Genomic DNA, 20,340 nt, shown 5'->3' with positions numbered 1-20,340 from the left:
GGATTACTCCTTAATTATTTTCACTCATAACTAACTAAATGATTATAGCAGACTTACCATGATTTGAAAACTTGTAATCAATTTTTCTTCCTGTAATCCGCCGGGCTCATGCCTTCTAAGGATCTGAACTTTCTGCTGAAGTAGTCTACATCACTAAATCCTACTCTTTGTGCAATGTCATATATCTTGATATCGCCGCTTTCAAGAAGCTTTTTGGCTTCATCGATCCTCTTTTTATTTACATAAGTATTAAAGTTCACACCTACTTCTTTGCTGAAAACCTTGCCAAAATATACGCTATTATAGCCAAATAAAGGCGCAACCTCTTCCAAGGTCAGGTTTCTGAAATAGTTATGATCAACATATGACTGTACATCCTGCATAGTGCTCTTAGCCCCCTGTCTGTTGCGGACTTTCTGTACTATCACAAGGGCTATTCTGTGGATATATTCAAAGATCTCATACAGATAGAATCTGGTCTCCAAAAAGTCTATTATCTCTGAATTCTCTACAAAAAGATCTCCTGAATCCGGATAAGTTCTTGATATCTGAGCCTTGATCTGCAATATCATATCTGTCATGTAGATCCTTATGGCTGTAGAATTCTCGCTACAGGCACAAAGAAGACTCTTCATCTCATTAAGAGTTTCAAGAACCCTTTCGATCGATCCTGCCTGCATGAATCCGATAGTCTTTTGAGTATAGTCCCTGAGCATATCTTTAGAAAGGGTTATGTCATAGGTTCCGGGCTCTTTAAGGTTTTCATAACCCATCTTGTGAATTCCCATATCGCAAAAGAACCTTCTGTCACAGAGCTTTTGAGCTTCATCACAGGATATCCTCACATCTTCAGGTCTTTCCACAGGTCGTCCGTAGGTAATGAAAGTAGAATCCAGAGGTGAATCTTCCTGTATAAGTCTTTTATCATAATGTTCTAAGAACTTTTCAAATTTTGAAAGAACAGCCTTACCTTTTAAAAGTATCACTCCTCTTTCATTCAAGATGCATGATTCATAATCTTCATCATCGATGAAGGCTGACAGAAGCTCGGGCAGCTTATATTCGGGCTTACTCCTGTCTGTATGATAGGTCTCATATACTACGACCTGATACTTATCATATAATAGCTTCATTTCCTTAAGTTCATCTTTGCTAAGTCCGGGATTACCTGATCTTAACATCTCTTTGATAACAGCATCCCTTGCTTTAGTCCTTATGGTCTGAAGCTGTCCTTTTCTTGCTTTTTCAAGGCTAAGACTTCTTCCGATATCTTCCAAAGTCTTTTGAAGTTCATCCTCATCAATGGGTTTGGTCAGATAATTAGTAACTCCGTACTTAATGGCAGACTGGGCATACTTAAAGTCGGAATACCCGCTCAGGATAATGAATTTGCCCATATAACCAGCTTCTCTGGCCTTTTTTATAACTTCAATTCCCTGAATCCTTGGCATATTTATGTCCATTACTACGACTTCTGGAGCATCCATACTTATGATATCGAGTGCTTCTTCGCCGTTTTCTGCTTCGTATAGTACGCTAAAGCCAAGGTCTTCCCAATCCATTATGCATTTAAGACCTGCTCTGATGTTCTCTTCATCATCAGCTATCATCACGCTAATCTTAGAATCCCTCATAGGCTACTCTTTCCATTTTTATCTGCCAAGGATCTCTTTTTTCAAATCCCCTTCTGCCATCGCATTTTGAAGATCAAATGCATACACATCTGCATATCCAAGGCCCTGGCATTTACTCTTCATGTCATTCCAGATATCTTCAAATTCCTGTTCATCTTTTGCATATATCATCTCCCAGGATTTAGAGATTATTATACGCTTGACTGCTTCTCTTATTTCCTTGATCTCAGCGCTTTCTACGCTCTCATTATATTCACATCCGGGAGACACAATGAGCTTATTATTAGAAACCAGATAGTCCATTGTATTATCAGCACCCATAGCATTGCTCCAATCCAGCATTAGCTTTGTGGATGTCCTGTTCATCTCACTTTCCCAAAGTTCATAGGCATATGGGTATCCGTTATCTGCGATCTCAGTAAGTGAAACTGCCGTATAGTTGAGCATTGATATTCCGCCCCTGTAGGTATTTCCATTAGGATCGTCTGGAATAACAGCACTGCTTTGATCATAAAAAACATCTATTCCATACTCGGTAAGTTCAGGCTTTCCATCTGTTATCGTCCATGTGATACCATAAGGGCCTGCACTTCCTCCGTTTTCTGCTGCCTGATTTTCATATACTCCATCATCTGAATAAATATAATCTACAAAGTCTACCATTCTCTGAGGATCTTTGACATCAGCGCCTACGCACATGACTATGTCATAAACTCCGTCCAGAGAACATCCATGCTCATAGATCTGCATGTCGCCTATATCTGCCATCATGAAACCCTTGCCTTCCTGCATATGTTCATCGGTATTGTAGGCAGACATTCCAAGGAATCTCCATGGACTGAAAAGGACTGCTCCATCCTGATATTTACTGAACACTTCACTATATGACTGATTTCTTGAATCAGGATCTACAAGCCCTCTTTGATTGGCTTCAAAATATAGCTTAAGAGCTCTGTAATACAGAGAATTATCATCAAGAATCGACTGATAATCGCTTCCATCAGCCTTGGCCAGCACAAATCCATTCTCATCATAGCCGTAGAAGCAGCATGGCTGCTTGGCCCATGTCATCATATTGTTGTCCCAGTCGTCAAAAAAAGAAAATGCATATACCTTCTGCCCCGAATCGCTTAAAGGATTCGCCTCCTGCATTTTTTCAAGGACATCAAGCATATCCTCTAAGGTATCCATCTTAGGACTTCCTATCTGTGTATAGATATCCCATCTTACATATGGTGCATAGGTTGAATTTATAATATCTGAAGGGGTATCCGGCGGCAGAGTAGAGATACTTGAAGGGATTGCATATATACCATCAAGGCCACTGTTGAGTTTATAGATAGCATCAGAATATTTCATGATATCCTTATCTTGGATATAAGGAGTCATGTCCAAAAGAAGTCCTGAATCAACAAGGTCCTTAAGAGAATTGTTCTGAGCACTGATCATGATTATATCGCCAAGATATCCTGATGCAGCGCGAACATCCTGGAGTACTGCTCCGTTATAGTTATTATTAACGCTGATGATGTTAAGGTTCATATTAAATCTTTCCTTAACGCACTCAGCAAACCATCCTGACTGAATTCCCTGACTATTTGCTCCACTTGCAAATACGTCAATCGTTAACTCTTCCGGATACTTCTGACTATTCCTTCCGGCGCAGCCTGACAATAAAAAAAGAGTGGATGTCAGTATCAAGGTCGATAACAATCTTTTCTTCATCTTGTCCCCATGTCCCCTTTTATGAATTACATCACGCTCTTTTATTTTAACTTTTATTATGTGGACATAACAGATTAATTCTCTCTATACTTTCTTATATATTTTGCACAAAAGAACCAGCATTTAAGCCTTCTGTGCAATTGGTTAATAAGTTACAAACAATGATAAGCAATAAATAATGGGCGAAAACTATGTCATTTCAGGTACAATGCATATGTGTTTCCAGTCAGAAGGGTGCACGAAAGATAACGTCATCCTTTTTATGAAGGCGAATCTGTGTCCCATTCTTCCCTATGGCTGCTAACCTCTCATGTCTAACAGGATCGTACTCCCGTAGGAGTGTCCTAAATTCCTTCGTCCAGCCTACCCATAGTGGGGTGCCGCCTCTGCTCCATTCCAGGGTCATGCCCTATATAGTATGTCTTAGCGGCTTCGCTCTGCTTTGTCATTGCTAGAGAGCACTCCTGTAATCCAGCACCAATTGAACTCTTGGCGGACGTTGTCTGGTACAGTATGTGCTGTTTTAATTAGGCTGCTTCCGGTCTGATGATGTCCCTTCGGAACTTTTCTTCATCAAAGTCACAACCTGTCTGTAGTATTACATAGAACACTCTGATAGCCTTACATGCAACTGCTATCTTTGCCTGCATTCCTCCAAGAGGATTTCTTGTTCTGTTCCTGTAATAAGAAAGGAATACATCTTGAAATGCAGGATTCCAGTTCATCAGTGCACGAGCCGATTCATACATTGTTCTACGTAACTTTCTTCTGCCCCTCTTACTGATTCTTGGCTGCCCTTTTTTCTTTCCAGAACTCTTTTTGACTATCTCTAGCCCTGCAAGCTTCTGTATCTGCTTTGGGTCAGTGAAACGTCCGATATCACCAACCTCTGCTATAAAGCCAATCACAGTACTCATCCCTACTCCTTTAATGGCGAGCAGTTTCTCCACATTCGGTACTTCTTTTACTTTTTCCTCCAGGTATTCATCAAGTCTTTTGAGCTGTTCTGCCTTCAGTATATAGTCATTCACAAGAACCCAAATCTCGAGTCTTGCAGCCTCACCAGCTTCTAAACCTACACTTTCCTGTGCAGCTTCTACCAGGGTCTGAGCCCTCTTTAGCCCTGCTGCACGTACCTTTGCATCACGCCATATCTGATTGATTCCACCTGCCCCAATTTTTAGGATATCCTGTGGAAGTGGTGCACTCTTTAAAAGCATAAGTCCACTTGTTGAATCCCAATCGGAATAACAATCCAGATACTCAGGAAAGAATTTTTGCAACCATCCCTGTATCTGATTAGACAGACGCACATGCTGCTTCATGATCTGGTCTCTACACACAGAGGCTTCTCTAATCTCCGCATATACTCCTTCCGGCAGATAAGAAGTTGAATATCTTCCTTCTTTAACCAACATAGCAATTGTTTTAGGATCCTTTAGATCACTCTTTTCTGGGCTGTTATCATCCAGTTCTTTGCTTCTATTTACAGTAAATGGATTTACTGTTACAAGCTTTACATCATGATCCTGTAAAAACTTCTGAAACGTAAGCCAGTAGCAACCAGTAGGCTCGCAGCCAACAATAACCTTCTTCATTTCGGTCTTATTCATGAGTTCCTCAGTCCATCGAAGGAATGTAAGGAATCCCATTCGGTCGTTACTAAACTTAAACACTCTTCTGGATAGCTCAAATCCCCTCCAGTCAAACGCTCTACAGAAATGTGTCTGTGATCCAACATCAACCCCAACAATCAATGTATTTGCCGTAACTTGCTTAAGTCTGTCATTCTGTGTAAAATTCATTTTGAGAAACCTCCGGTTAGCATAAGATGTTTTTTCATCCGCCAAGATGAACACCTTTATCTTACTTAGAGGTTTCTTTTTATTCAATTGGCGTTATTTCTGAATTACAGGAATGCTCCATTATGTCCACAAATAATTGGGAAGTTCTATTATAAAAATGACAAAATCAAAATTTAGTTAGCTGCGAGTGCTTCCTGTTCCGCTGCTTTGCGAAGCTGTGCCTCACCTTCCTGAAACTCTACGCACTGGTCATAACCATAATCTGTTGCCTGCTGGATCATCTCGCTTACTATAGCTTCGAATTCCTCATCTGTCTCTGCATAGATAGCCTTCCAGGAGTAATCCTTAATGCATGTAGCAACCTGATCCCATACAACCTGAAGCTCATCTGAATGTGTTCCTGCAGAATATGTTGTACCTGGCGCAAGGATATAATCTGTTGCCTTAATATATTCATCAGGCGTCTGTGCTCCGGACCATTCGATCCATGACTTCTCTATTTCAGAAGCATCGATTGCCTTATAACTCTCCCAGTTCTTGTAGTTATAAGTCTCTGAAAGTTTTGAATCTGGATTAAGTGAATCAAGAGCCCATGTTGTATTGTTCATCTTGAATGAACCATCATCAAATGTTCCGCTGTAATCGCCTGTAAGAGTTGTTGTAGAATCTGTCTTGCAGGAAAGTCCAAGTTCTGTAAGGTATGCGCCGCCGTTTTCATCATAATCCCAGCAAGTACCCTGTGGACCATACTCTGCTGTAAGTCTTCCTTCAGGAGTTGAAAGCCAGTTGATGATTGCCATGCAAAGCTCAGGATATTCTGTGTTTGCACCGATCGACCATATTCTGTTTGACCCATAGATGTTTTGGCCATAGATGATAGGTGAAGCATCTTTGGGTTTGACAGGATACATCATCTTGCCTTCGCTTATATGTGTCTCTGAGTTGTAGATCGCTGATCCAAGGAAGTTGAATACGTTAAAAAATGCTGTACCATTCTGGTAATCTTCTGCAAGTCCGTCATATCCCTGTGTCTGTGAATCAGGATCCACAAGACCTCTTTGATATAAGTCATTGTAGAACTTAAGAGCTGTAAGGTAAGGGCCATTTTCTTCAAGAGCAGGATGGTACTCTCCTGTTGAAGGATCATAAAGACCTATACCAAATTCATCATAACCATAGTATGCAGATGCAGTAGACTTTACGAACATGACCATATCACCATCCCAGTCATTGAAAAGTGATACGCCATAGGTCTTATTACCATTATCATCTGTAGGACATACTTCCTGCATCTTGGCAAGAACTTCTACAAGTGAATCAAAATCTGTGATCTCAGGTGCTCCGATCTCCTGATACAGATCGAATCTAAGATCCCATTCATACATGACTGACTGTGTATCTTCTGCAGAGTAGGCTACGTCATGACCAAATCCGTATATCTTGCCATCTGCATTGATGCTGCGGTTTTTCTCAAGAGCTTTGTCCATATTAGCAAGGATATAAGGGCCGTAATCTGCAAGTATATCATCTTCTTCCCAGTCGAAGAGCATTCCCTTATTAACTGCCTGAACATAATCATCGCCGTCTGCTCCCCAGATAACGATATCGCCAAGATTTCCTGATTCCATACGTGTGTCATAGACGCCGTCTGCTTCAGGGATGATATTGAGCTTAACATTGAACTTATCAAGCATTACCTTGGCAAACCATCCGATCTGTTCTCCTGAATAGTTAGCAAGCTGATCATATACATCCAGCGTGATAGTCTCTTCAGGAACTACATCAGACAGATCACCTTCAAGTTCTCCATCTGCAACGTCTCCTGCTTCTCCGGCTTCATTGCCTGCTGCACCAGACTCAGTACCCCCTGCTGTATCTGCTGTTCCAGAAGTAGTTGATGTTCCGGAGCATGCTGCCAGTGATGCCACCATAGATGCTGTCGTTAGAAGTGCAAGTAATTTCTTATACTTCATTCTTTTTCACCCTCCTGTGATAAAAATAGTTTTATATAGATCATCCCTTTACGGCACCCATCATGATTCCTTTTTCAAAGTACCTTTGCATGAATGGGTATACGCATAATATAGGAATGATAGTGACCATTGAAATAGTATACTTTATGACCTTCCCGTTTAATGCAGATTCAAGAACTGTCTGGCTTATACCGGATGTACTACCGGATGACATAAGAGCTGCAAGGTTTGAAGTTGTATTAAGATAGATATAGAGTCTGTGCTGCAAGGTATAAAGCTTTGGAGCTGACTGCATAAGGATAAGTGAATCCTGGAATGAGTTCCATTGTCCTACTGCTCCGAATACTGCGATTGTCGCAAGTATCGGCTTGGACAAGGGCCATATAATAGATGTAAATATCTTCATCTTGGAAGCTCCGTCAAGCTGGGCACTTTCTTCAAGTTCTGAAGGAATTGAAGATTCTATATAGGTCTTGACCAAAATGATATTGTAAGGAGCTACTATTCCGGGGATCACATAAGCCGCAAAGCTATTGGTAAGTCCCAGCATGGACATATTCAGATACCATGGAATGATACCTGCATTAAAATACATGGTGACCACAATAAATCTGTACCAGAAGCTTCTCCCCCACATCTCCTTCTGGGTCACAAGATATCCCACAAAGCCTGATGCTGTTACCATAAGCGCAGTGCCAAGGACAGTTCTTGAAACAGTGACAAGTGTTGATAAGAACAGGTCATTTACTGCCATCAGTCTTACATAGTTTCCAAAATGTATTCCTCGTGGAAAGAAGTTGATAAGTCCTTTTCTTACCAGTTCATTATCTGAGATCGTATTGATAAACAGATAATAAAACGGGAATATGCATATAAATGTAAACAGTGCAAAAACAAGATAATTGATCACATTGAAGATGACGTCTGCAAGTGTTATTTTTCCGGGCTTTTTATGTTTTTTGTAATATAGCCTTTCAGCTTTTTCATCAGCTCTTTCCTGCGCTGTTTTAGCCATGTCTTTTTCTCCTTATATCATGTGTATGATTAGTATTCTCAAAGTAAAGTAATATGATCAGACGATAGTCTCACCCCTTACAAGTTTTGATACGTTATTGGCTGTAAAAAGAAGGATCACAGAGACTACAGACTTAAGCATTCCTACTGCCGTAGAAAACGGAATAGCTCCATTTACGATACCCATCTTGTAAACATACAGATCCAAAACCATGATATCTGTTGTATTGGTTGAATTCTCAAATACAAGGTACTGGTCCATACCATTTGAAAGTATTCCGGCTATGGACATAAGAAGAAGCACATAGAAAGTAGGCATAAGTCCCGGTACTGTTACATGCCACATTCTCTGGAATCTTCCTGCTCCGTCAACTGTTGCCGCTTCATATAACTGCTGGTCTATTCCGGAAATACCTGCAATGTAGATGATCGCGCTCCATCCAAGTCCTTTCCACAAGCCCCACATAAGCATCTTGATCCAGATATAGTCACTGCTCATAAGGAAATTCTTGCCCTGATCCCAGATGTTAAGATTTATCATGAGCGAACTTATGAATCCATCTGTAGAAAAGATCGAGAAAGCAATGGCAAAAACCAAAACCCAGCTTATGAAGTTAGGAATAGTAGTAAAGGTCTGAACGAATCTTCTGAATCTTGAATTCTTAATCTCTGAAAGAAAGATTGCAAATACCATTGGCATCCAGCTTGTCAATATACCAAGAAAGCTCATTCCAAGAGTGTTCTTCATAACTCTGATCATATCTGACCTCGTGGCTGCATTTCTTACAAGCTGTGTAAACCACTTAAATCCGACAAAATTTTCAAAAGAAAGTGTGTCACCTGATTTATAATCAAAAAAGGCATATCTCCAGCCAAACAGAGGAAGATAACTAAAAACGAAAGTAAGAAGTATAAATGGCATCATCATAAGAAAGAGCCTGTACTTAGTTTCCATATAGAATTTCTTTTCCCCAGGAGCTTTTAAGGCAACTATCAGTTCATATACTGAAACTGCCAGCATCACAACAAGGATCGCAAGGATTCCGTAATAAAACGGCGGAAAAGTCGGATCTATCTTCTCGGGCTTTTTGGTATGAGCTACCTGTGTGTATGCCACATAGATTCCCTGAAGTGCAATAAGTGAAATGCTGCTGCCTGCAGTGCTTATGATATTGCCAAGGCGCCTGCACTTGTTATTACCAATTGAAAGGCATGCGCCAAGAGCACAGGCAAATATACCAATACAAACAAATAAGCTTGAAATGCTATCAAGTCTCATTGTGCTTTCAAGTATCCATTCTTTTCTGAAAGCGCGGCCAAAATTATCGATCAAAGTTCCATATGAAAAGCCGGCTGTTAAAAGAGAAATACTACGACCTACCATACCGCTGATCCTTGCAGGATTAGCTGCAGGCAAGAAAAGAAGTACAAATAGCATTATTGCCATAAGACGATACACATAATAGATCTTGTCAGATAATTTAGAGTTTCCCACGTCGCTCCTCCCCCTCTGGTCTTTCCCTGTTCCCAACAAAAAAAGTACCGAACCTGTTAATAAAAGTTTATCTTTTATTAGCGAAATTCAGTACCTTAACTATTTAACAAAAAGTACGGTAATAATTAAACATCCATTTAATTATTACGGATTTGTACAGGAACATATAAGTTGATTACGGTTCCTGCACCTTGCGCTGAATCTATCGTCATTCCGTAAGGATCACCATACTTAAGTCTTATTCTGTTATATACATTGGCTATTCCAATACTGCGCCCATCATCTGAAGGAGTCTTTATGCTTTCCTTAAGCTCTTCAAGCCTTCCTTCTGACATACCACCTCCATTATCTGTTACCATGATCTTTAGAGCTTCATATTCCTTGTTATCTCCCAGCATGACTTTGGTAATATCAACTCTTAAGATGCCTTTGCCGTCCTTCTCCCTAAGGCCATGCTGTATGGCATTTTCTACAAGTGGCTGGATTATAAGTGGAAGCGTTGTTACCTTATATGTATCTATCGATTCATCTATACTTATTTCATAGTTGATCTTATCTCCAAATCTCATTTTCTGGATCGAAAGATAATTTTCTACATGGTCAATGGAGTTTGCAAGGCTGACTTCTTCAGAATTACCTTTATCAAGAACGAATCTCAGCATCTTGCCAAGGGTTTTGATGGCGCCTGCAACTTCTTTATCTTTGGCTGTAACAGCCTTCATTCTTATGGTTTCAAGTGTGTTATACAAAAAGTGAGGATTGATCTGGCTTGTGAGCATCTTAAGCTCCATCTCGCTTTGCCTGCTCAAGAGCTCTTTTTTATCAAGCTCAGCTTTATACATCTGCGCATTCTTTTGCTTGATCTCATGGGCTGTGACTACCAGGTCTGAAAATGCTTCTGATATCTCATCTTCACCATTAAGTGAAGGCGGAATATCATATTCTCCGCTTGAAACCTTGTGCATAGAGCTTTTAAGCATCTTGACTCTGCCTGCAAAATATTTTGAAAAGATCCTTAATATCTCATAAGGAACGATAAGCGCAACTAACAGGATCACGACTATAAAGAAAATGATAAGAATTACTCTTTTTACTGAATTATGATCCAGAGTGGTTATATAAAATACTGAATCAGCCCTGTAGGCCGAAAGGGTGTTACAATTTAACATTGTAAAGGTCCCGCCCAGCATTTGCATGCCATTATAGGTATAGTGTTTGTTGGCATGATCAACGGGGACAATGTCGTATAGGCTGTCGCCATAGCTTGAATTGTCAGAACTAAAAGAAATCGTCCCGTCATTAACCGAGATAGCAACTTCATACTGCTGCTCTCTGAGCCTTGTCTTAAAATAGTTGTCGCTCAGTCTTATGATAAGGACTGCATTATATTTGGAATCAACAAGAGGTATCTGCCTTATAAGACAGATGTTGTAGTAGGTTATGCCATTTTTGTCCTGTCTTGAAAGTCCTCTCCAGAAGGCTGCCTTCTGAGTTATGGCTTTTTTGTACCATTCAGATCCTTTGATATCATCTGTAGCCAGATAAAATTCCTTGTAATCTCTGATACTTGGGTTATCCGAATAGATTTCCACGCTCTCTATAGCAGTATATTCATAGTTAAAGCTTTCTATTATGTCGATCTTGTCAATTGTATTCTTCTCTTCATCAATATCCCGATAATCATGAGAAAGGATATTCCAGACATCTTCACTATAAGTAAACTTCTCAGAGATATTAAAAGCCTGGGTTGTAATTTCAAAAAGGGTTGTAGAGACTCTTTGCCCATAAGACTCTAAGAGATTTCTGTTATATCCCATGAACATGGAGAATGTGCTTACAAGCAAAATAGTACCAATTATTCCAATTGGCACTAATCCTGCGATAATGTATATGTGTAATAGCTGTTTTTGAATATTACCCTTATTAAAAAATTTCATATTCTGAGATCATAAAATGGATTAACACTGCTTCAAGTATTATAGCACATGTATAATTTATCTGGCCCATAATAAAAAGCCGATGCATCGCACCGGCTTATAAATAGTATTAATCGGGGAACAAAACGACAAAAAGTCATATATATATAACATATCAGTTCTTACATTCAATAAGTGAATTGATCTTGGTCGCCATAACATCAAGGGCCATGTCATTCATTCCGCTGTTGATTACAAGATCTGCATAGACTCTTGTAGGCTCAACATAGAGATAATGCATGGGCTTAACTGTTGTAAGATACTGCTCTACGATGTTGTCTATATCTCTGCCTCTTTCCTTAACGTCACGTACTACACGGCGAAGGATTCTCTCATCGGCATCTGCTTCTACGAAGATCTTGATATCCATCTGATCGCGAAGACGTGAATCAGCAAGTACTAAAATGCCTTCAAGAAGGATGATATCTCTAGGCTCTACGATAGTAACTTCATCTGTACGGTTGTGCTGTTTGTAATCGTAAACAGGACATTCTATTGACTTACCTGCTTTGAGCATTTTGAGGTGCTCAAGAAGAAGTTCTGTTTCAAATGCATCGGGATGGTCATAATTGATCTTCTTTCTTTCTTCAAATGGAAGGTCATTATGAGCCTTGTAGTAGTTATCGTAATACAGGACTGTTACCTGATCTTTGAATATATCTTTAAGTCTGTTGGTAAAAGTGGACTTTCCTGAACCGGTTCCTCCAGCGATTCCTATGATAAATGGTGTCTTAGACATCTTAAATTCCTCCTGAAAAAAGCTGATGACCAGAAAAAATCATCGTGATACAGAATATCTCAAAATACGCAGTATAGTCAATACCTTAATTTAATTTGAGAAATATTTCCTAATTCTTATTATATAATAGAGGATTCTTCAGCAAAATAGCTAGAGTATTTATTCAAAAAACAACTGTATAAGACGCATTATTTGTACGCGTAATTCCGTCAACGCTAGATCCGATGGGGATTTTATAGCAGTCTGACCCAAGATTTTTTTCCATGGCAGGGTCAAACACATAGAATGTGCCGTCAATTTCGACCTGTACCCAGGCCGCTGCCTGACTCTTCCCTTCGCTGTCTGTAATGATTCCTACCATGACTCTTGACTTATATCCAAGGCTGGCAGCTATATAGGCAAAGGCTGCAGCAAAGCCATAAGAATCCCCTGACTTTGAAGAAAGGGTAGACAGTGCCTTTTCCCTTGTCCAGTCTCCTGCCGGTGAATAGAAATAGTCAGTATATTCGACATTTTCCATAAGGCTGTCGTAGCAGCTCTTTAGCTGTTCATTTTGTCTCATGCCACTCTTGGTATTATCTTCTACAAACTGTGCAACAACAAGAAGGAGGCCGTCATTAACTGATACAATGTTGCCCTTTCCATCATCCCACATGATTCCGTTTGCAGTATGAACAAGGTGGGGAGTCGTAATATCTTTTTCCTCGCCACCAGCTTCACTATTGTAGGCGATAGTAGCTTCTATCTGCTTCTTAAGGTCCGTTTCTACGCCGTCAAGGGCATGCTGACCTATGGCTACGACAGAATCCGGGATGTATGCAGAGTTTCTTGCCTGAGGGAAGCACAGAAGGGTATTGATGTTCTTGTCATAAAGGCATCCGTCATAGGATGAGAAATAGCGGTTATTTGAACTTACTGTTATTTCTTTCAGGTTGAACATGTTGACAAAAGAGTTGCTGGATATCTCTTTTACATTTTTGCCTATATGAAGAGATGTGATCCTGTCAGCATTCTCGAAGGTATTAACATTGATGGATGTAAGCTCTTCTGCAAATGAGCGTGTAGGTATGCTTAAAACAGCAAGAATAGCCGCAAGTATTACTACCGCGGCTTTTCTTGCAAAAGTCTTATTTAGTATACATATCTTTTTTCTCATTGTCAGAAGATAATCCTTATTCATGATCAATATACGCTGAACATCTCTCTTACATCTGCATAACTGATTTCTTTACCGTTGCCGCCTTCAAGGGAACTCTTGCCGTATCCTGCCACGCCGTTAACGCCGTCTGCGTAGCCTTCCTGTCCGTCAGCTATAACTCTGCACCACTGATCTGCATAGGTTCCGATATTAGCGTGTTCCCAGCGGATTCCCAGGTAGTCAAGGATAAGTCCGAGGGCTCTTGTTGCGCCTTCACTTGAGTATTCACGTGCTACAAACACGCCATAAGCAGTACGATAATTCTTGCCCTGAGTTGTATAGGTTCCATCATTGCAATATGCCTGAACGATTCCTGCTGCATAGGCACATTCAAGGATTTCTACTCCTGTACCTTTCTTGGGAGTATAGTTTCCTGCTGCCTTTTTGATCTCAGTTGCGATCTGGGAAGCCTTGTTTCTTGCTATCTGTTCCTGCTTGGCCGTCATTCCTCCGTTATCATGCTGGGTTATCTCAATGACAGTAACCGTGCTGTCTCCGGAGGGCACTACTACTTCTTCGGAGGAAATAAGTCTGTTTGCTATTCTTCCTTCATATCTTCCATAAAGTGCATAGTGCATGATAAGCGCATTTGGATCCATTCCGAATGCTGCCCGAAGGTCTGCATAGTTCATGTAATAGCAGTAGGCATCGTACTCTGCGCTGTAATCGACACCGTTATATACCGTTGTTGCAGAAAGAAGTATCTCATAGGGATCTTCAGCACGGCTATCAAAAGATGTGGTGGTAAAAAACATAAGAACTGTGAATACTGCAACGATCATTAGTGATACTGATTTTTTAGCAATAGATTTTTTCATAAAGACCTCTTACCTCCAAAACAACTCATGCCTAATAAACATGGTGTACTACCCATCTAGTTCTTTATCGGATGAAAAAGGTGAATAATTTACGATTTCAGTAATTTTTCAGAATCCTATGATATATTAGAAAATATAGAAATATTAAAGACATCAAAACTTTTTCAGTGGAGACTATTATGCGAATTCTTGTTGTTGAGGATGAAAAGATTCTGGCTGATTCTATCGTGGACCTTCTTAAATCCAATAAATATGAAGCTGAGGCGGCTTATGACGGCGTAGAAGGCCTGGATAAAGCACGCCTTAATATTTATGACCTTATCGTACTGGACGTAATGCTGCCCAAAATAAACGGCTTTGAAGTGGCTGCCACCTTAAGGCGTGAACACAACGGCACTCCGATCCTGATGCTGACTGCCAAGGCTGATCTTGATGACCGTGTAAAAGGGCTCGACAGCGGCGCTGACTATTATCTTACAAAGCCCTTTGAATCAAGAGAGCTTATAGCCTGCATCCATGCTCTTACAAGACGTCAGAAGGATCAGGTAGATGAAATAACATTTGGAGATCTAAGGCTTGACCTTGCAGGTATCAGCATGTCCTGCGGCGCTGAAAGCATAAGGCTTTCTTCTAAGGAATTCGATGTTCTTCGCCTTCTTATGCAGGCAGGAAGCAGCAATATTCCCAAGTCAAGGATCCTTGATCAGGTTTGGGGATATGATTCGGAAGCCATAGAGAATAATGTTGAAGTTTATGTTGCATTTCTTCGTAAGAAGCTCAAAAAGCTTGGAAGCAAAGTAACTATCAGCGCTATAAGAGGCGTTGGTTATCACCTGGAATTCTGAGGTTTATATGATCAAACGACTTAGAAAAAGATTCATTCTGACAATGATAGCCATTTCGGCAGTTTTACTTGGAATCCTTTTTATCAGTATTCCTGTTTTGGAATTTAATCTGGCAAGAAGTAATGCATCAACTGCCCTTAATGTTATTTTGGATAAACCGGAAGAGATCCTTTCTCCCAGGGATAATCCTTCTTCGCTTACCTATTCTGCTTTTTATGTAAACCGTGTTGGTACTATCACCAGATATTTCAGTATGGAGTACAACAGGACTCAGCTTGAAAATATATATCGCGAGATTCGTCAGGATCACTATGGCGAAAATGATATGCTGCTTGAAAAATCGCATCTGTACTACAACTACACGGAGAAGGCTAATGGAACATGGTATGCGATATCAGATTCTACAGAAGATGAGCTATATGCTTACTCTCTTTTCAAGACTTGTATTATCCTGTACGCCGTGTCCATGGCTGTTGTAACCTTACTGACTATCTATCTTTCCAGATGGATCGTTAAGCCGATAGAGTTTGCATGGAACAGGCAAAAGCAGTTTATCGCAGACGCTTCACATGAGCTTAAGACTCCGCTTACAGTCATACTTACAAATGCAGAGCTTTTGAATAAAGAAACCACTAAAACTGATACACAGAAAAAGTATATTTCTAATATACTAACGGAATCTTCACAGATGAAGACTCTGATAATGCATCTTCTGGATCTTGCTCGTATTGACAGAGGTATACCAAAAGAAAACTTTGTAACTGTTGATCTGTCCAGCCTCGTAACTGATGAATCTCTTGTTATGGAGGTTGAACTTTATGAAAGAGGGCATTTGCTTGAAACAGCTGTGGACGAAAATCTTTACGTCAAAGGCGATATGAGTAAGCTTCGTGAAGTTGTAGATATCCTTTTAGATAATGCCGGCAAATATGCACACGACGGCTCAAATATCGAGATAAAGCTGTCAAAGCAAAATCCTGCTACTGTTCTTTTATCTGTATCAAATAAGGGAGATGCGCTCACTGACAGGGAGCTGAAAGCTATTTTTACAAGATTCTACAGAACTGACTCATCCAGATCTCATAATGGAAGTTATGGTCTGGGGCTTTCTATAGCCAGGCAGATCATAACCCAGCACGGCGGTGATATATGGGCAGAAAGTGATGCGGATGTAATTACTTTTAAAGTCAAGCTTCCTTTACTCATCTGTCATAAGTAACATGTATTTGTAATATAAAAAAGTCCGAGGTATATGTACTTCGGACTTTTTTGCGCTCAAAATATACTTATGACCTGCCTTGACTTTTAGAACGAAGTGACAAAAGTCATACCTGTTTACATAGGTTTTCTTCCTTCTTTTTTGCCATAAACGGGTTTGGCATTTTTAAGATCTTCATAAAGAACTTTATAGTTCTCGTATCTGATATGTGATATATGGCCTTCCATAACCGCCTTTTTGACACCGCAGTCAGGTTCCGTAATGTGAGAGCATCCGCCGAATCTGCATTCGGGTTCATACATCTCGAATTCCGGATAATACAAAGGAAGGTCTCTTATTGTGACATCTTTAAGATAAAGGGATGTAAATCCCGGAGTATCCATGATATAGGTATCTGGTCCAAGTCCTTCGACATGAAAGAGTTCGGAATGCCTTGTGGTATTCTTACCACGTTCTATCTTCCTTGAGAGCTCGCCTGTCTCCATCTGAGCCTTAGGATGCAAAAGGTTAATAAGAGATGACTTACCTACTCCACTTGGGCCTGCAAGTACTGTTGTCTTACCTTTCAAAAGACTCTTCAGTTCATCTATTCCATTTCCATTGGCAACACTTATGAAAAGAACCTTATATCCACACTTTTCGTAGGTTTCTTCAAGCTCTCTCTGCTCTTCTTCGCCTGCTATGTCCTGCTTATTAAAGCATATGACAACAGGGAGGTTTTGCTGCTTCATCATGATAAGGAATCTGTCCAGAAGGTTGTAAGACGGATTTGGATGAACTATTGCAAATATGATAAGAGCCTGGTCTACGTTGGCTACAGGCGGTCTTATAAGCTCATTCTTGCGTGGCAGGACTTCAGATACATTGCCGGTAGCATCATCTTCTGATACGACATCCATAATAACATCATCGCCTACAAGGGGCTTTATCTTCTGCTGCCTGAAGATTCCCTTGGCTCTGCATTCGTATAGTTTGCCGGATGGCGTATCAATATAATAAAAACCTGCTATTCCTTTAATTATCTTACCCTGCATCAATTCTCCATATGCCTTTTTGAAGGCAGAAAATTACCATAGCTGATAGCTATGGTAACTTGTTTTTATTGCATCTGAGTTAGTGAAACTGTTCTTGTAACTGACTGTGTCACCGCTCCTGATTCTGTATTTACTACAAAACTCATCTCCAGAGTTGCTGTTGATGATTTCGTATATGCCTGATTCTGATTCTGTACTACAGAAACAGGGAATGAACTTGTTGCTGAACTATATAAAAGTGTTCCGTCTGCAGCAGTGATCGTAATGTTAACTGTAACACCGCTTGTATAATATGAGTTCTCAGTCGGAGCATCTATATTACCAACAAATACATACGCTGCTGTTGCAGCCGGGCCTACAGAAACCTCAAGGTTGATGACTGCATCTGTAGAAACCTTTGTTCCCTTGGCAGGATTCTGGTTAATAACCTTATCAATAAGTGAAGTATCATTGTTATTAACAGTCACAACATTAACATTACTGTTTGAAAAGCCAAGTTCTACAAGTGTAAGTCTTGCTGAAGCTTCATCCATGCCTATAAGATTAGGCATCTCTACTTCTTTAGTGCTCTCGCCTGTTGTAGAAGCATCTGAAGCGCTCATATGTGCGCCGGTACTTACTGTGATGGTAATTGTTGAGCCGCTTGCCTGTCTTGTATCCTTGTCAGGTGACTGTGCTACAACTACGTTTTTAGCTTCAGCACTTGTGTTATCGTCGACTTTTTCAACTTTAAAACCCTTCTCCTGAAGAGTTGTCTTAGCTTCAATATAGGACATTCCGACAACATCGGGAACTATTATTCCTGATGCATCTGAACCTGACATCTCCTGAGATGATACTGCAGATGGATTATCAGAATCAGAACCTCCAAAAAGTCCAAGATGGCCGCCTACTATAAATATCAGGATGATAAATACAAGAGCTACAGCTATTACCGCCATGATGATCATGATCTTATCAAGGTTATCATCTGGTCTTACATCCTTGCGTCTCTTATTTCCTGATCTGTAGGATCTGTCATAAACATAGTCACCCTCATCGTACTCATCACGATAGTTCTTATCATTCTGAGGACGCTGCGGCGCCGGTCCATTCTGGGCATCTCTGTTGTTATAACTATTTCTGGGTCTCTTATCCTGTTCAGGAGGATCGATCACGCCTGTATCGTTAAGACGCATCTCACCTGTCTTACCGCCCTGAGCATTACCGCCCCTTATCATATTCTGCTCTTCATCAGAAGCTATTCTTGTAGCTCCCTCTTCATCAGGATCAACAAGAACAACGAAATCTTCATCAGGTGTGATGAGAGATCTCTTCAGATCTTTGATCAGCTCTGTTGCATTCTGATAGCGACGATCCGGAGACTTCTGGCAGCACTTAAGAATAATCTTCTCAACGCTGACTGGAAGGTCTGGGGCATATGTAGCCGGAGAAGGGAACTGTTCCTGAATATGCTTAATGGCAATAGCAACAGTTGTATCGCCATTAAAAGGAACACGTCCTGTAACCATCTCGAATAAAGTTACACCCAGTGAATAGATATCACTCTTGGCATCAGAAAAACCACCTCTGGCCTGTTCAGGTGAAGTGTAATGAACCGATCCCATAACATTGGATGTAATTGTGTTACTGGAAGCAGCCTTTGCAATACCAAAATCAGTAACCTTAACCTTACCGTCTTTACTGATCATGATATTCTGCGGCTTGATATCACGATGAACGATGTTGTTCTTGTGAGCAGCATCAAGTCCCATCGCAACCTGTATTCCTATACTCACAGCCTCTTTGACTGTAAGTCTTGATTTCTTTTCTATATACTTCTTAAGGGTTATTCCGTCTACAAGCTCCATTACGAAATAGTAGACTCCCTTATCATTGCCTACATCGTAGACATTAACTATATTTGGATGCATCAGCCCGGCCGCAGCCTGAGCTTCAGAACGAAACTTCTGTACAAAATTCTGATTTTCTGAAAATTCCTGCTTCAGTACTTTAACTGCAACAGGACGGTTTAATTTATGATCAAGCGCTCTATATACATCGGACATTCCGCCAGTTCCGATCTTTTCCTGGATCTCATAGCGGTCGCCGATGATCATCCCGATTCTAATCATCTGTCTTCCTCCGAGATTTCAATAAGGATAACTGAAATGTTGTCTTTACCACCATTCTCATTGGCAGTCTTTACAAGTATTCGGGCTTTATCCTCTATCTCACCCTGCTTATTGACAATCTTCCTAATCTCTTCATCACTTAACATGTTCGTAAGACCATCTGAACACATCAGGATCGTATCGCCAACATTAAGCTCTTCCTGGAAAAAGTCGATATCCAGTTTGTCTGTAGCACCTACAGCTCTGGTTATTATGTTCTTGTCAATGTGATTGCGCGCAGCTTCTCTGTCAATACCACCCATTCTGACCATCTCCTCAACAAGAGAATGATCTCTGGTGATCTGCCTGATACTATCGCCATTTATGATGTATAATCTGCTATCGCCAATATTAGCGACCTGCAGAAAATGCCCCATAATTGTTGCTGCAACAAGGGTTGTCCCCATCCCCTTCATGCGTATATCGTCTTCTGCGACACGGCGAAGAAGCGAATTGGCATTCTGAATTGCCTGATTCAGGATCTTTATAGGACTCTGCTCAAAAGAGCTTTCTATGCCTTCGACTATTTTATTCACACTGAAACGTGACGCATAGTCTCCTGCATTATGTCCTCCCATTCCGTCCGCAACAATAAAAAGATTGGACAGATTTCCAATTCTCTCATGGGATTCAAAAACATAATCCTGGTTCAGCTCGCGCTCTTTTCCAATGTCAGTAATGGAAAACGATTTGATCAAGACTCTCCTCCATA

The 20,340-nt window shown here is 40.5% G+C and carries 15 protein-coding genes; 2 read left to right on the top strand and 13 right to left on the bottom strand.

What is annotated here, in order from left to right:
• Positions 1-77 precede the first annotated feature (77 nt).
• The 10 genes from WAA20_RS04545 to WAA20_RS04500 form a co-directional block, all read right to left on the bottom strand.
• The gene (locus WAA20_RS04545) at positions 78-1,634 is read right to left on the bottom strand and encodes a response regulator (protein ID WP_073387396.1); all 1,557 of its coding nucleotides are present in this window, start codon (positions 1,632-1,634) and stop codon (positions 78-80) included.
• 18 nt (positions 1,635-1,652) lie between these two features.
• Positions 1,653-3,359 (bottom strand): extracellular solute-binding protein, encoded by a 1,707-nt coding sequence (locus tag WAA20_RS04540; protein WP_073387397.1) that lies wholly within the window; start codon positions 3,357-3,359, stop codon positions 1,653-1,655.
• A gap of 527 nt (positions 3,360-3,886) precedes the next feature.
• Positions 3,887-5,164 carry an IS110 family transposase gene (locus WAA20_RS04535; protein ID WP_338802294.1) on the bottom strand — a complete coding sequence of 426 codons (1,278 nt, stop codon included), beginning with the start codon at positions 5,162-5,164 and terminating at the stop codon, positions 3,887-3,889.
• A gap of 173 nt (positions 5,165-5,337) precedes the next feature.
• Positions 5,338-7,137 carry an extracellular solute-binding protein gene (locus WAA20_RS04530; RefSeq protein WP_073390129.1) on the bottom strand — a complete coding sequence of 600 codons (1,800 nt, stop codon included), beginning with the start codon at positions 7,135-7,137 and terminating at the stop codon, positions 5,338-5,340.
• Between the two features lie 40 nt (positions 7,138-7,177).
• Positions 7,178-8,152 (bottom strand): carbohydrate ABC transporter permease, encoded by a 975-nt coding sequence (locus WAA20_RS04525; RefSeq protein ID WP_081373978.1) that lies wholly within the window; start codon positions 8,150-8,152, stop codon positions 7,178-7,180.
• 57 nt (positions 8,153-8,209) lie between these two features.
• Complete coding sequence (locus WAA20_RS04520; RefSeq protein WP_242951234.1) at positions 8,210-9,646, bottom strand: ABC transporter permease subunit; 1,437 nt, start codon at positions 9,644-9,646, stop codon at positions 8,210-8,212.
• Positions 9,647-9,783: 137 nt separating this feature from the next.
• Positions 9,784-11,517 (bottom strand): histidine kinase, encoded by a 1,734-nt coding sequence (locus WAA20_RS04515; protein ID WP_167562764.1) that lies wholly within the window; start codon positions 11,515-11,517, stop codon positions 9,784-9,786.
• A gap of 220 nt (positions 11,518-11,737) precedes the next feature.
• Positions 11,738-12,361 (bottom strand): uridine kinase, encoded by a 624-nt coding sequence (udk, locus tag WAA20_RS04510; RefSeq protein ID WP_073390124.1) that lies wholly within the window; start codon positions 12,359-12,361, stop codon positions 11,738-11,740.
• Positions 12,362-12,524: 163 nt separating this feature from the next.
• On the bottom strand, positions 12,525-13,541 hold the full coding sequence (locus WAA20_RS04505) for a transglutaminase domain-containing protein (protein ID WP_073390123.1): 1,017 nt from the start codon (positions 13,539-13,541) through the stop codon (positions 12,525-12,527).
• A gap of 2 nt (positions 13,542-13,543) precedes the next feature.
• Entirely contained in the window at positions 13,544-14,377 is an 834-nt protein-coding gene (locus WAA20_RS04500; RefSeq protein ID WP_073390121.1) for a hypothetical protein, read from the bottom strand.
• A gap of 179 nt (positions 14,378-14,556) precedes the next feature.
• Between WAA20_RS04500 and WAA20_RS04495 the strand changes: the two genes are divergently transcribed.
• The gene (locus tag WAA20_RS04495; RefSeq protein ID WP_073390120.1) at positions 14,557-15,222 is read left to right on the top strand and encodes a response regulator transcription factor; all 666 of its coding nucleotides are present in this window, start codon (positions 14,557-14,559) and stop codon (positions 15,220-15,222) included.
• Between the two features lie 7 nt (positions 15,223-15,229).
• Positions 15,230-16,441: a HAMP domain-containing sensor histidine kinase gene (locus tag WAA20_RS04490; protein ID WP_073390118.1), complete on the top strand. Its 1,212-nt coding sequence runs from the start codon at positions 15,230-15,232 to the stop codon at positions 16,439-16,441.
• 116 nt (positions 16,442-16,557) lie between these two features.
• On the opposite strand, the gene rsgA is transcribed toward WAA20_RS04490, so the two are convergent.
• The 3 genes from rsgA to WAA20_RS04475 all read right to left on the bottom strand — a co-directional run bounded on the left by rsgA (position 16,558) and on the right by WAA20_RS04475 (position 20,323).
• Positions 16,558-17,475: a ribosome small subunit-dependent GTPase A gene (rsgA, locus tag WAA20_RS04485; protein ID WP_073390117.1), complete on the bottom strand. Its 918-nt coding sequence runs from the start codon at positions 17,473-17,475 to the stop codon at positions 16,558-16,560.
• 65 nt (positions 17,476-17,540) lie between these two features.
• Entirely contained in the window at positions 17,541-19,589 is a 2,049-nt protein-coding gene (pknB, locus tag WAA20_RS04480) for a Stk1 family PASTA domain-containing Ser/Thr kinase (RefSeq protein WP_073390115.1), read from the bottom strand.
• Entirely contained in the window at positions 19,586-20,323 is a 738-nt protein-coding gene (locus WAA20_RS04475) for a Stp1/IreP family PP2C-type Ser/Thr phosphatase (protein WP_073390132.1), read from the bottom strand. The genes pknB and WAA20_RS04475 overlap by 4 nt, the downstream gene beginning before the upstream one ends.
• Positions 20,324-20,340: the final 17 nt, after the last annotated feature.

The sequence above is a fragment of the Butyrivibrio fibrisolvens genome (assembly GCF_037113525.1).
Taxonomy (GTDB): Bacteria; Bacillota; Clostridia; order Lachnospirales; family Lachnospiraceae; genus Butyrivibrio; species Butyrivibrio fibrisolvens.
The sequence above is the reverse complement of the archived record's forward strand: the minus strand, read 5'-3'. Positions and strand labels throughout refer to the sequence as shown.

Bases quoted from the DNA above. Each gene is read 5' to 3' on its own strand.
- WAA20_RS04525 (WP_081373978.1), bottom strand. From the start codon at position 8,152: ATGGCTAAAACAGCGCAGGAAAGAGCTGATGAAAAAGCTGAAAGGCTA.
- rsgA (WP_073390117.1), bottom strand. From the start codon at position 17,475: ATGCAGGGTAAGATAATTAAAGGAATAGCAGGTTTTTATTATATTGAT.
- WAA20_RS04490 (WP_073390118.1), top strand. From the start codon at position 15,230: ATGATCAAACGACTTAGAAAAAGATTCATTCTGACAATGATAGCCATT.
- WAA20_RS04545 (WP_073387396.1), bottom strand. From the start codon at position 1,634: ATGAGGGATTCTAAGATTAGCGTGATGATAGCTGATGATGAAGAGAAC.
- pknB (WP_073390115.1), bottom strand. From the start codon at position 19,589: ATGATTAGAATCGGGATGATCATCGGCGACCGCTATGAGATCCAGGAA.
- WAA20_RS04535 (WP_338802294.1), bottom strand. From the start codon at position 5,164: ATGAATTTTACACAGAATGACAGACTTAAGCAAGTTACGGCAAATACA.
- WAA20_RS04495 (WP_073390120.1), top strand. From the start codon at position 14,557: ATGCGAATTCTTGTTGTTGAGGATGAAAAGATTCTGGCTGATTCTATC.
- udk (WP_073390124.1), bottom strand. From the start codon at position 12,361: ATGTCTAAGACACCATTTATCATAGGAATCGCTGGAGGAACCGGTTCA.
- WAA20_RS04530 (WP_073390129.1), bottom strand. From the start codon at position 7,137: ATGAAGTATAAGAAATTACTTGCACTTCTAACGACAGCATCTATGGTG.
- WAA20_RS04505 (WP_073390123.1), bottom strand. From the start codon at position 13,541: ATGAATAAGGATTATCTTCTGACAATGAGAAAAAAGATATGTATACTA.
- WAA20_RS04500 (WP_073390121.1), bottom strand. From the start codon at position 14,377: ATGAAAAAATCTATTGCTAAAAAATCAGTATCACTAATGATCGTTGCA.
- WAA20_RS04540 (WP_073387397.1), bottom strand. From the start codon at position 3,359: ATGAAGAAAAGATTGTTATCGACCTTGATACTGACATCCACTCTTTTT.